Origin of the sequence: Nostoc sp. CHAB 5836 (assembly GCF_020829445.1) — a bacterium.
Taxonomy (GTDB): Bacteria; Cyanobacteriota; Cyanobacteriia; order Cyanobacteriales; family Nostocaceae; genus Nostoc.
Window position 1 is genome coordinate 1 of the sequence record NZ_JAIVFV010000182.1, and the last position, 13,156, is coordinate 13,156.

Sequence of the window (13,156 nt, forward strand, 5' to 3'; positions counted from 1 at the left end):
GCTTTTTGGCAAAAACTTTTTCCATGTCACTGATTATCGGTGAAATCGAAAAAGTAGAACTACCGTAGCACAGAGGTTTCAGCGTCAAGTTGAGCGTTGGCAAAAAATGGATAAAGTCGAGCTTAGAGGATGTTTGAAAAGTGTTTTTGGTAACATCTAATCCTCGGAAATTTACCCCCTCCAGCCCCCCTTCGCTACAAGAGAAGGGGGTTTAAAAGCCTCTATCGCTGGAGAGGAATAGAAACGGAGTTTTGAGTATAGGTTACAACTTTTCAAACAACCTCTGAACTATAGCAATAGCCAGATGAGTTAAAACGCTAAACGGTAGAACATATTCCACGGTTTCTAGAAGAGAATCAAATTGCTGGACTTGTTTACAAATTCCATTTTTCAACATGGGAACAACGCAATTCTCTTTATACTTTACGTCCTAACCGTAATGGCCGTTGCTATACTACATGTTTTCATGTGCCCCTTTATCGGTTGCTCGCCCCTTCACACGAGGGTTGCCTTCAATATCGGTTGACAACTTATTGTACCTCGTACCACTATTGATTGCCGGACTATTCCTTTTCAGTGTAAAGTCACCAGCTGAGGGATTTACAAAAAGTGGATCTCCACTAGTATCATTACGTCCGAAAATGCTTATATTGCTACTATTAGCGGTATGGTTGTAGTCAAAATTGATGCCTCTTCGACTATCGAAATTTTGGTTTACTGGTTTGCCACGCTCAGAATAAAGGATATTATTGAGAGCGTTGATATTTGCAGTGTTATTAATTGTGATTTCCCCGTATCGAGCTACTTCCGGTGTCTGTTTATTCATATAAACAGTGTTGTTGACAATATCTATATTGTCACTTGCGTATACATGAATGCCCGAAGCACCATTTTTGTATGAGATGTTGTTGGCAATTAAAGTACGTCCTTGATAGGGACGTTGGTTATTTCTGAACTTATCAACAATAATGCCTTGACCATCTTCGATCTTTCCGCTTACATACCAGGGAATGTACATACGATTGTTGTAAACCCTGTTGTTTGTTATAAACATCTTGTATTTATCGCTACGGTTGTCAATACTTCGACCCTGGAGCAGGGAAATGCCACTCGAACCGTAGACTGTGTACCAGGCATTATTGTACACCTCGTTATTATCCACTTTTATATAGTCGGATTGTTCGATGCCAATGCCTGCGCCTCCGCAACTATGTACTTTGTTGCCGATAATATTTATGTTATGGGTGACAGCATTGTTGCTTCCCCTTACGTAGATGCAGTTTCCATTGGTCAGCGGGTTTAATCTGTTATACCTCTGGCTCCGGGCATAATTTAAGTTGATATTGCCATTGTTTCCTATAATCTCCAGACCTTTTATTTCAATATATGACGCTCCACCCGTAATAGAAATCCCCTGCCATCCATTGAGCCGAAGTTTCGGGTTATGTCCAGGATATGCTTTATAGGTAATCCATGCATTTGCTCTTCCAGAGCGTTTAATCTCTACTACCGATCCATTTTTGTTTGCATTCGTGTATGTGCCGTTCATAATGAGTACAGTGTCGCCAGGCCGGGTAAGGTCTGCCGCTCTTTGAAGTCTCCTAAAGGCGGATGAGGGAGTGAGTCCTCTATTTCTATCGTTTCCGTTAGGACTAACATAGTATGTTGTTCCAGTTGGAACCGCGCTGATCAGCTTGCGGCTAGGTACTGGCAAATCCTTTGCAGTAAATGACTGACGAACATCTTTAACTAAAGACTCTGTTATTCTCTGTCCTTGAACCAGACCTGTTAATGCCCAGGGAAGTACAAGAGATGCGCTCAAACTGAGAAAACCTAAACCATTAATGATCATAGGGAAAAAATAGGGTACGTTGCAAAAACTGAATCGTCAACTGTGAGTAACTCTAGCCTTAGTAAGTAACTCAGTATTGGTCATGCTGGTGTGACTGCCATTTATTGATTTATACACAATTGGTTAGCTTCACACCCCCGGATTTTTACGTAAATATGGGCCAAATGTATTGAAATCTTGATCTCTAAAAAATGGCAGCTATCTGGTAATATTACTCGCTCAAAATTATCAGCATCCAGGTTTACTCCATTAATAGACAGCAAGCAGCCGTACAAAGTGGCGTTATTTCCAATCCGAAATTATTGTACTGTGTATATGCGGTATCTGTGGTTAAGATAGTATATCTCTCATGAATAAGTTGATTTAATTAAATTATTCTTATGATAATAAGAATCATGGAATCAAAAGAAATAAGGCATAGAGCCACATTTATCGCCTCTCTCTTCTAAAAGATTCTCATTATCAGGATAAATATGAGTGCTTAGAATAAGGTTAGTTTCAAGGAAAAAGGGGAAAGGGACTCATGTTTTTAATACATCCTTTACCCTTTGGCCCTTAAGATGCACGCCAGATCACGAGGAAAGTGAAGAGTGCTGATCCGAACTATATTATGAGTACTTACAACAAAGTTTGTAAAAGCCTATTAATACAAATTCAGAATTTTCGGTAATTTATTTATAATCTACAATTTGTCAATGAGTAATCTTACTTAATATTTTTTATATAATGGCGGATAAAAACACAATTTTGTCGGAAGCGATGCCTTCTGTGCAAGACGCTACGCCTAGCTTTCCTGTAGGGGCTAGATTCTGAACTACCCCCCACCCCCAACCCTTGGAGGGAAGGCAGGGTGGTTTCATACAAGCAGAGAAAAACAACAACTGGGTTTCAAAGCGTCTCCCCGAAACGGGGAGAGGAATGGAAGCGGGGTAAAAAGCCATGCCACTTCCACGAGAAATCAAGACTTATGTATTTTTCTTTCTTCGTATGAAACCACCCTGCCCAACCCTTCAAGGGTTGGGGAGTCAATCTTCAAAGCCCCTCTGTGCGTCGGAGAGGGGTTTGAGGAGAGGTCTGGCGACTTGTGTATACACGGTAGGTTCACGGGGAGGAGAGATTTTCTCACTACACAAAAGCAGGGTGGAGTTGCGAGAGCATAATTAGTAATTGAGTAGACTGGGTATAACTCCATTGCAAGGGTTTCACGTTAAGTTGACACCGATGAGCAATGCTGTGCCCCTACGACAGATGTGGTTCAAATACATGAAAACTGCTGTAAATTAGATTCCGAACAACCTCAGAATATTGAAAATAACACCTAGAGGGCCAGTTATAGTGTTTGTGGTATCTCCAGTCTTAGCTATACCTGATCGGTTGACTACCACAACGTCATTATTGCGGAGTATAGGATTAGTTTGCTCATTAATCCCAGCAGAGAAATCCACTTTTACTATACGTTTAGTGACAGAACCATTAGGATTGAGGCGAATCAAATCAACAGCATCGCTACTAGCTCTGGCATCATTAAATCCGCCAGCAGCGAGTATAGCTTGATTTAAAGAGCTATTGGGCTGAATGTCTGTTAATCCTGGTCTCTTAACTTCGCCTACCACGCCAACTTGAATGCGTGCAGGAGACAAAGTAGTAGTAGCTAATTGAGTAGCTTCTGCGGGGTTAATTTCAGTTGCCGTGGGAATAACAATCGTATCTCCATCTTGGACGATGATGTCTTGATTGGCATCACCACTTTGCAATAGTTGCCAAAGATTGACATCTATAGCTTGTTCTGAACCAGTTCTTGTAGGCCGGCGTAGCTTGAGATTACGAACATCAGCCTGTGCTGTAATTCCGCCAGCTAGTTGAATGACTCGGGTCACATTTGGTAAACCATTGGGAGTGGCAGTGCCACTGTTAGCGTTTCCGCCCCCTTGAGCATCTGTGTTGCCGGGAGTGACAAGATACGAACCGGGGCGGTTAACTTCACCAATAATTGTTACTGTGCGGGGTGTAGTTTGGCTGGCGGCAAAGTTGGCTGCAAATATATTGCGGGATTCTGCCACGTTGAAGTTGGTTGCAGTTGGTACAACTATGGTGTCTCCATCCCGCAAGGTAATATCCTGTGATAAACGACCTGTTTGGATGAGTTCCTTCAAATTGACGGTGACGGCTTGCTCTGAAGAACGTCCTATTTTACGCCGTAATTGAACTTGAGTTACATCCGCAGCCAGGGTTACACCCTGTGCTGTGGTCAATGCGGCTAATACAGTGGGGTATTGTACGCCTGGATTGTTCCCTGCACCTCCGCTCAAACTCAGAGTGTAAGCTCCTGGACGTGTCACCTCTCCGGCAACGAAAATATTGATGGGACGAGGCGATAATAAATTGACTGAGATTAAGGGGCGTTTGAGGAAGCGAGAATATCTTCTAGCAATTTCGTCAGCGGCCTGTTCAGTTGTTAGTCCCAGGACTGACACACTGCCAATTAAAGGTAGGTTGATTGCTCCACCTGGGGGAATTTGGTATTCACCTGTATATTCAGGTACTTCAAATACATTTACACGGATGAGATCACCGCCTCCTAATGAATAATTAGTATCTATTTGTGTTTGTGTAGTTGGTGGTAGTGGTTGTCCCTGAGCTAAAGTGGCAGATGACACAGTGGCATTGACAGCAGTTAACAAAGCCACACCCACAAATGGCTGAATTAGGAATTTAAAGAAACTTGTGTTAAGCATATTTACCTGAGACTGTGAAACTACGATCAATAAAATACTGTCTAAACATTTTTATTTTGACTATACCTAAATATTCAAGTTCCCCAACACTCTTATTTTCCTAGAAAATTGTGATTTCCCGGAGGAAATTGGTTGATTGAATTTGAATTTTTAGTGAAGTTAATTTAAAGTTGACGCTACTTGATATAGAGCAATTATCAAAAATTATAGGACTTATATCGTTTCTTTGTGAAGCTGCATATATTTCCCCCCCCTACGCCGTCCCCCGAAGTTTTGGGGGGACTACAGGGGGTTTTATTATATGCATCTTCATACAGAATTGGTATTAGGTAACTAAACAGGTTTGATACAATAAATTGTATTTTATCCAATTAAGTACTTGCGAATAATATTTTTTTGGCAGAGTCAATTTTATGACATTTAAACTGTGATTTGAAATTTGCTATGACTACAAAAACTATGAGTAAGTTCATTAAATAAATACAACTACGTTAAAAAAGAGATGTAAATTTGATTTTTCGTAACTTTGCTTGAGAGAGATAAACTCAAAAAGGCAGAAATTTTGGGTTTTTTCCTCAAAATAACCTGAAATTTCCTATTTGGCAATAACCAAGAACACTAATTCAGGGAGTTATTTTTTCTTTGGATTTGTTGAATAAAAAATTCTTCTAGGGAGTGACGGGACAAATTTATAGCAAGAATTCTACCATCCATGAGACGAAGACTGGCAAGAAAATCATAGTAATCATCCTGTAGTGTACCGTGCCAGGAACCATCAGGCTCAAATACGAGGGTGGGTATCCATTTTTTGAGAATTTCCCAGTCACCACCTTGACCTTTGACGTGATATGTGTTTTTTCCGCCTAAAAGTTCATTGAGGGAACCAGAGCAAATTAGTTCACCTTGAGCGAGAATGGCAATGCGATCGCAAATCTGTTCTACTTCACTAAGAACATGGCTATTAAAAAAAATAGTCTTGCCGGCGGCTTTGAGTGCCAGAATAATTTCCCGCATTTGGTAGCGTCCCACCGGATCAAGCCCAGACATGGGTTCATCTAGAAAAACTAAATCTGGCTCGTTAATTAGGGCCTGTGCCATACCAACACGCTGTAACATTCCTTTAGAGTAGCGACGCAGGAGCTTTTTGCGGGCATCGGCTTGGGATAAACCCACCAATTCCAGCAGTTGGGGAATGCGTTGGCGTTGGACACTTTGGGGAATTTGGAATAACCCAGCCGCTAGCTGCAAAAACTCCCAGCCAGTGAGATAGTCGTATAAGTAGGGATTTTCTGGCAGATAGCCGATATGTTGCTTAACACTGCGATCGCCTATTGGCTTACCCAATAATAATCCCCCTCCAGAGGTGGGATGAATAATTCCCAGCAACAATTTTAAAAGGGTGGTTTTACCAGCACCGTTTGGCCCTAGCAACCCAAAGGTTTCTCCTTTGTAAACTGTTAAAGAACAGTTTTTCAGAGATACGATTTTTTGATTTAGCCAAAAACCAGTACGATAGACTTTTCGCAACTCAGAAGTTAGGACTACGGGCGGAGTGTCTGTCGTATTAAGTTGAGAATTAGGGTCATCTGCAACAGATTCCATCTCCCTTGAATCGCTATTCACCAGCTTGATATTAATTACAATTTACCCTGTAGGCTGATAATAACCATCAACAACTGGGGTGTCAATTACTGGAAACTGGGGATTGGGGGAGATGAGGGGGATGAGGGGGATGAGGGAGATGAGGGGGATGAGGGGGATGGGGAAGTTGCAGTAAGTTTTTCCTCTCTGCCCCAATGCCCAATTTGACTTTTTTCATAAAACGCCCTTGGAACTGGGAATCACGCCAGCACGACGGGGGTCGATTTCTACGGCCAGCCGCGTTGCTCTTGCAAAGGCCTTAAATGTCGCCTCAATAATGTGATGAGAATTAATGCCATCTAATTGCCGGATGTGCAGTGTCATTTGGCTATGGTTCACCAAAGCCACAAAAAATTCTCGCACAAGTTGGGTGTCATAGGTTCCTACCCTCTGAGTAGGAATTTGCAAACCGTAGCTGAGGTGAGGACGTCCAGAAAAGTCTAGCGCTACCTGAACTAAGGCTTCATCTAGTGGTGCAAGAAAATTACCAAAGCGGACAATGCCTTTTCTGTCGCCTAGTGCTTGGTTCAAAGCTTGTCCCAAGGTAATGCCTACATCTTCGTTGGTGTGATGGTCATCAATTTCCCAGTCTCCTTTGGCTTGGACATCTATATCAATTAGCCCGTGGGAGGCAATTTGATGCAACATATGATCCAAAAACGGAATGCCGGTTGCTGCTTTGCAAGTTCCTCTACCATCCAGGTTGATGGTAACTTGCACCTCAGTTTCACCAGTGGTGCGGTGAACAGTGGCAATACGAGGGGTTTTAGTTGACTGGTCGTAGTTTGAATTCAGTTTGGTTGTTTGCATGGGGAGTGGAAAAAGTTAAAAGTTAGGAGTGAGGAGTTATGAGTTAAAAATTTATAACTCTTAACTCCTCACTCCTAACTCCTAACTTTATCGCGTCACATTCCCATAATTTCATATCCTGCATCTACATACAGAATTTGTCCGGTAATGCCACTGGACAAATCGCTACACAAGAAAGCCGCAGCGTTGCCTACTTCTAGCTGAGTGACGGTGCGTCTTAGGGGAGCTACTTCTTCTACATGATGAATCATATCCAAAATTCCACCCACTGCTGAAGATGCCAAAGTACGGATGGGGCCTGCGGAGATGGCATTGACGCGAATATTTTGTGGCCCTAGTTCAGCAGCTAGGTAACGGACACTCATTTCTAACCCCGCTTTGGCAACTCCCATGACATTGTAATTAGGGATTGCTCTGACACCACCTAAATATGTCAGGGTGACTATACTACCTCCCTCTGTCATCAAAGGTTTTGCTGCACCACTTAACTGCACTAATGAGTAGGTACTGATTTCTAAGGCGGTCTTGAAACCAGAACGGGAAGTTTGGCTAAAATCTCCACTCAAATCGTCTTTGCTGGCAAAAGCCAGACAATGGATGAGGATATCTAGCTTTCCCCACTGATGGCGGATTGCTTCAAAGGTAGATTTAATTTGGTCTTCATCTTGGACATTACAGGGAACAAATAAGCTGGGGTTGAGGGGTTCTACTAATTCCGCAACTTTTTTCTCCATCTTGCCGCGTTCATCAGGTAGGTAGGTAATACCGAGGTTTGCTCCAGCTTTATGCAGCTGTTGGGCGATGCCCCAGGCGATCGAGCGGTTATTGGCAATACCTGTAACAAGGGCATTTTTTCCAGTCAGATTTAGCATATAAATTGTTAATGCGATCGATCATTAGGAGCATACTAGAATCTGAGGCTAGTTGATCTTTGTTTTATACAGGATTTACAAAAATGAATATTGGTAAGAGTGTTTGCTGTGACAAAAATCTTGATTTTTCCTAAAGATATTCTCAAGATATCTTTATTTGTTCTTCAAAAAACCTTTTAAATACAGCTATTAGAAGTACTTATCAACAATTAGTAGCTGAAAGGATCAACAATTATGTATCATTATAAACAAAGAGTTATGAAAAGATTAGTTGGAGTATAGGAAGGTACAGAAAGGTTGACGGTGCTTTATTCATTTTTCGGGTGTATTCTTAGGTAATCAGTTTTTGTTTTTCCGGCATTGGGTAGGGGAAGGGAGATGATCGTGACACAAGATAAAGCCCTAGCAAATGTTTTTCGTCAGATGGCGACCGGGGCGTTTCCGCCAGTTGTGGAAACGTTTGAACGCAATAAAACGATCTTTTTTCCTGGCGATCCTGCCGAACGAGTTTATTTTCTTTTAAAAGGTGCTGTTAAACTTTCCAGGGTGTACGAGGCAGGAGAGGAAATAACGGTAGCGTTGCTGCGGGAAAATAGTGTTTTTGGTGTATTGTCATTGCTGACAGGAAATAAGTCGGATCGATTTTACCATGCGGTTGCATTTACTCCTGTGGAATTACTGTCGGCACCAATTGAACAGGTGGAGCAAGCACTCAAGGAAAATCCAGAATTATCAATGTTAATGCTGCGAGGTCTGTCTTCGCGAATTTTACAGACGGAGATGATGATTGAAACTCTTGCTCACCGAGATATGGGTTCTAGGTTGGTGAGTTTTTTGTTAATTCTTTGTCGGGATTTTGGGGTTCCTTGTGCAGATGGCATCACTATTGATTTGAAGTTATCTCATCAAGCGATCGCAGAAGCAATTGGTTCAACTCGTGTTACCGTTACTAGGCTACTAGGAGATTTGCGTGAAAAAAAGATGATTTCCATCCACAAAAAGAAGATTACTGTCCATAAACCTGTTACCTTAAGTAGGCAGTTCACTTAAAAGCAATTGGAGAAAGGGAGTCGGCGCGTGTTGTGTTTTGAAAAATCACACTAATAGCTAGAGGTAAATCTAAAATTGAGTAATTTCAGCTATTGCCAATTTCCACTTTTCCACAGACAATGCTCAGAAGTAGTAGGCTGTATCTGGAAGGATTTCGGTAGCTAAAGATGACCACCGGATACATCCTCATCGCAGCAATTTTAATTCTGGGAGGCGTAATTGCAACCGTGGGCGATCGCATCGGCACACGAGTTGGCAAAGCCCGCCTCTCACTTTTTAATCTTCGTCCAAAAAACACCGCAGTACTGGTAACTATTTTTACGGGTGGTTTAATTTCAGCATCAACATTAGGAATTTTATTCGCTGCTGACGAAGGCTTGCGAAAGGGAGTGTTTGAGTTAGAGGATATTCAAACAGACCTCAGACAGAAGCGGGAGCAGCTAAAAACCGCAGAAGCTCAGAAAAGTCAGGTAGAGAGCGAGCTAAACCAAGCAAGAATTGCCCAAGCAAAGGCACAACAAGACTTGCAGGTAATCAATCAATCCTTGCAGGCGGCCAATGCCAAACAACGCCAAACACAAGCTCAGTTGAACCGCACCATTAATCAACAAGCCCAAACTCAAACTCAACTCCAACGCACTCAAGGTCAGCTAGATCAGGTTGTAACTCAGTACCAAAAAGCCATAGCTGAATTGCAAAGTGTTTACAACCAGAGAAAGGCGCTACAGGCGGCTGTTGAACTACTGAAGACAGAACGTCAACGACTGTATGCGGAAGCGAAAAAAGCCATTGATCAAGCAAAAACAGCAATTGAAAAACGGGATCGCGAACTGGCTAACCGCCAAGAAGCCATAGAAGTGCGCGATCAAAAGATTTCCCAACTGGATCAACTGATTCAAAAGCGTAATCTAGAAATTACAGCACGAGAGGAAGTGATTGCTAAACGGGAATCGCGCCTCAAAGAATTGGAAGAACAACAGCAGCAACTAGAACTGGAAGTTGCAAGACTGGAAAAATATTATCAATCCTACCGCGACCTGCGTTTGGGTAAGCTGGCCTTAGTTCGTGGTCAAGTTCTGTCTGCTGGTGTAGTTCGTGTTACCCAAGCTGCTGCTGCTCGGCAGGTAGTGGTACAACTTTTACAAGAAGCCAATCGCAACGCCAACCTTGAATTAAGTGAGCCTGGTGGAAATCCGGCGAATGTAGACCTACTGCGCGTGACCCAGGATAGGGTTGAGCAATTGAGCAAGCAGATTGGCGATGGTCAAGAATACGTGATGCGAATTTTCTCGGCTGGTAATTACGTCAGGGGAGAAAAGCAGATAGAATTTTTTGCCGATACAGCGCGGAATCAACTGGTTTTTTCGGGAGGTGCGGTGCTGGCCACTACCACTGCTCATTCCAAAACCATGACATCCTATCAGTTACAGCAACGCCTGGAAATACTGATTTCTGCTTCCCAATTTCGTGCCCGTAACGCCGGAATTGTCGAAGATGTGCAAGTAGACGGGACTTTTCTGCGCTTTGTCAGCCAACTAAGACAGTATAATCAACCCTTGGAGATCAAAGCGATCGCAGCAGAGGACACTTATACAGCTGGGCCATTGAGAGTAAAATTAGTGGCAATAGTCAACGGAAAAATAATTTTTAGTACTTAAAAAATTATTTGCGCATTGTTTTACTAAGATTTAAACATAGGACTTACGCAAGTGTCACAAAAAATAAAAGCTTTTAGTTTGTAGTAAGGGCTTCAGCCCTGATGAAAGAGGACTAAAGTCCTCACTACAAACTAAAAATAATATGCCAGTTACGCAGGGCTATTTCATTCTAGACATAAACCACCCGGAACTGAAGTTCCTGGCTCATAGGTAAAGTCCGTTTTAACGGACTATAACCTTTTCTCAGTAGTCTTGAGACTACTTTCGCGATTAGACTCAGAATTCATTCTGAGGCGGGCTAGATGAGAATGAAATAGCCCTGGCCAGTTACGTAAGTCCTAAAACATATTGAACACCAGCCAAAATGCTTACTGTAATTGCATTTCTTAATTTTTAATTCTTAATTTTGAATTTATTATGACTTTCCGGGAATTTTCACCAACGCAACCAGTCATCTTAGGGTTTGATCCAGGTCGAGATAAGTGTGGTTTAGCGGTGATGGGACTGGATCGGCAACTATATTATCATCAGGTCGCCCTAGCAAAAGAGGCGATCGCTACCATTGAGACACTGCGTCAAAAGTTTCCGATCTCTTTGATGGTAATGGGAGACCAAACTACAGCCAAGCTGTGGAGACAGGAATTATATCAGAAATTGACAGAACCTCTGAGTATTATTTTAGTAGATGAGCGTTACACAACCTTAGAAGCACGCGATCGCTATTGGCAAATGTACCCGCCCGAAGGACTAATAAAGCTATTGCCACAGGGTCTGCGACAGCCACCAAGACCGATAGATGACATTGTTGCCATCCTTTTAATCGAAAGATACTTAAATCGCCTTACTGAATCAGAAGTGACCAGTTAGGAGTGACCAGTTAGGAGTGACCAGTTAGGAATTCTGACTTTTCAGTTCATTTTTTTAAATCGAATAATAAATAAAATCTAGTCATAGTCTGTGTTCCTTGCTGTAACTGGATCTTAACTTTTTGAAACTCTCTATCAAACTGCGATTTTAATGCATTACCATAAAATCAACGCAAGAACTGGAATTAATATCTTCACAACTCCAAACTCCAAACTCCAAACTCCAAACTCCAAACTCCAAACTCCAAACTCCAAACTCCTAACTCCAAACTCCTAACTCCAAACTCCAAACTCCTAACTCCAAACTCCTAACTCCAAACTCCTAACTCCTAACTCCTAACTCTTATAGTTCCGCCCGAATGGTAAAAGCATAGTCTCCTCCAGGCTCTAGTTGGTAATCTTGTTGCTCCAAGAATCGACCAAGGGGTTCTTTGATTAAGGCCCGGCCTTGGGAAGGCTTGACAGCAAGTTCTCCTCGGCGAAAATGCCACTGGAAATGCCACTCAAACTCACCCGCATTCACTTCGCCTTCAAGGAAGCCGTGTTGCCAGGATTGGCGGGTAATTCTGACATGGGCAATGGTTTCTGGCAGACGTTTTGCACTCACAATGCTTTATGTCAAGTGTAGAATAATAGCCGCTCATATCGGCGAGCTACTTATTTTATTTACCAAACATATCTTAATTAGACAAACTCACAAAGTGGGTATTTATAGTTTACAAGGTTGTGTTTATGAGCAAAACGACTCCAGTATTCTGAAGTCGTCGCCATAACACAATAAGGTTTTAATTAAAAGTATTGGGCGAATAGAATCCGCTACTACACACAAAATCAAGGGCTTGTTAACCCACGGAGGTGGATAAAGTCTCCTGTAGCCGCACCTGTGCCAGGGGTATTAATAAATTAGACTTTACAAACCTTCTCTAAGGGTTTGCTTAGTAAGCGACTATCTCAGCACCAGCATCAATGTAAGCTGTCACACCATTCTGATCCTGAGTACAGGTAAGAACCATTCTGGTTGGCTCATTTAAATTAACGAGTGTAACACCACTGATTGTAGTTGCCGCAGATGCACCCAGTTGTACTCCGCCAACGACGGTTGCGTGTATAGAAAGAATCTCACCTGTTTCTCTGGCGCGGACATAGCATCGCACAACGTTGTTAGCTCCATAGTTTACAGCTGTCGCTGAATAATTAACTATCCACTTACCGCGAGGAAGAAGAATTTCTGCTAGCCTGAGTTCCTGACCTCCAGTAATAGGTAATGAAAGATTCTGTGTTGTCTTGGCAAAGAATGCTGCGTTGATTGCTGTTGCAGGCAGTGTTAAACTGACTACCGATCCAACAATAGCTAACAAGGAACTAGTTAATGCTAATGGTTTCATACTTTTAATAAATTTTTGGTTAATTACATCAGCTTTATCAACTTTGCAATATAGTGCTAGTAGCTAGTTGATACATAATTTCTTAGGAAATTTACATAAACCACATCTATAGCGCTTCTTAGTTGAGTGCAATACAGACCTAACCCCCAGCCCCTTCCCTACAAGGGAAGGGGAGTAAGATTCAAAGCCTCTCTCCTTTTAGGAGAGAGGTTTGGAGAGAGGTCAAAGTGTATCGTATCCAAACGAGAACCGCTATAGTAAAGGGGACAGATGACATTCGCTTGCTG

At 42.3% G+C, this 13,156-nt stretch carries 10 protein-coding genes; 3 read left to right on the forward strand and 7 right to left on the reverse strand.

The window, feature by feature from the left end; all coding sequences use genetic code 11:
- Positions 1-454: 454 nt before the first annotated feature.
- The 5 genes from LC605_RS26345 to fabI form a co-directional block, all read right to left on the reverse strand.
- Positions 455-1,852: a right-handed parallel beta-helix repeat-containing protein gene (locus LC605_RS26345; protein ID WP_229550451.1), complete on the reverse strand. Its 1,398-nt coding sequence runs from the start codon at positions 1,850-1,852 to the stop codon at positions 455-457.
- 1,280 nt (positions 1,853-3,132) lie between these two features.
- On the reverse strand, positions 3,133-4,587 hold the full coding sequence (locus LC605_RS26350; protein ID WP_229550452.1) for an SLBB domain-containing protein: 1,455 nt from the start codon (positions 4,585-4,587) through the stop codon (positions 3,133-3,135).
- Positions 4,588-5,205: 618 nt separating this feature from the next.
- Positions 5,206-6,189, reverse strand: a complete 984-nt coding sequence (locus LC605_RS26355) for an ABC transporter ATP-binding protein (protein ID WP_229550453.1) — start codon at positions 6,187-6,189, stop codon at positions 5,206-5,208.
- A gap of 213 nt (positions 6,190-6,402) precedes the next feature.
- Positions 6,403-7,038, reverse strand: a complete 636-nt coding sequence (hisB, locus tag LC605_RS26360; RefSeq protein ID WP_229550454.1) for an imidazoleglycerol-phosphate dehydratase HisB — start codon at positions 7,036-7,038, stop codon at positions 6,403-6,405.
- A 95-nt stretch (positions 7,039-7,133) separates the two neighbouring features.
- Complete coding sequence (gene fabI, locus LC605_RS26365) at positions 7,134-7,910, reverse strand: enoyl-ACP reductase FabI (protein ID WP_229550455.1); 777 nt, start codon at positions 7,908-7,910, stop codon at positions 7,134-7,136.
- A 378-nt stretch (positions 7,911-8,288) separates the two neighbouring features.
- Here fabI and ntcA point away from each other — a divergent pair, with 378 nt between their 5' ends.
- From ntcA to LC605_RS26380, 3 genes are all read left to right on the forward strand, one after another.
- Positions 8,289-8,960: a global nitrogen regulator NtcA gene (gene ntcA / locus LC605_RS26370; RefSeq protein WP_010998529.1), complete on the forward strand. Its 672-nt coding sequence runs from the start codon at positions 8,289-8,291 to the stop codon at positions 8,958-8,960.
- Positions 8,961-9,127: 167 nt separating this feature from the next.
- Positions 9,128-10,618, forward strand: coding sequence for a DUF3084 domain-containing protein (locus LC605_RS26375; protein ID WP_229550456.1), 1,491 nt, complete (start codon positions 9,128-9,130; stop codon positions 10,616-10,618).
- 417 nt (positions 10,619-11,035) lie between these two features.
- Positions 11,036-11,485: a resolvase gene (locus LC605_RS26380; RefSeq protein ID WP_229550457.1), complete on the forward strand. Its 450-nt coding sequence runs from the start codon at positions 11,036-11,038 to the stop codon at positions 11,483-11,485.
- Between the two features lie 342 nt (positions 11,486-11,827).
- Here the strand turns inward: LC605_RS26380 and LC605_RS26385 are convergent, their stop codons facing one another.
- Both LC605_RS26385 and LC605_RS26390 read right to left on the reverse strand, forming a co-directional pair.
- Positions 11,828-12,091: a DUF3146 family protein gene (locus LC605_RS26385; RefSeq protein WP_118171445.1), complete on the reverse strand. Its 264-nt coding sequence runs from the start codon at positions 12,089-12,091 to the stop codon at positions 11,828-11,830.
- A 328-nt stretch (positions 12,092-12,419) separates the two neighbouring features.
- The gene (locus LC605_RS26390) at positions 12,420-12,869 is read right to left on the reverse strand and encodes a hypothetical protein (protein WP_229550458.1); all 450 of its coding nucleotides are present in this window, start codon (positions 12,867-12,869) and stop codon (positions 12,420-12,422) included.
- Between the last annotated feature and the right edge of the window lie 287 nt (positions 12,870-13,156).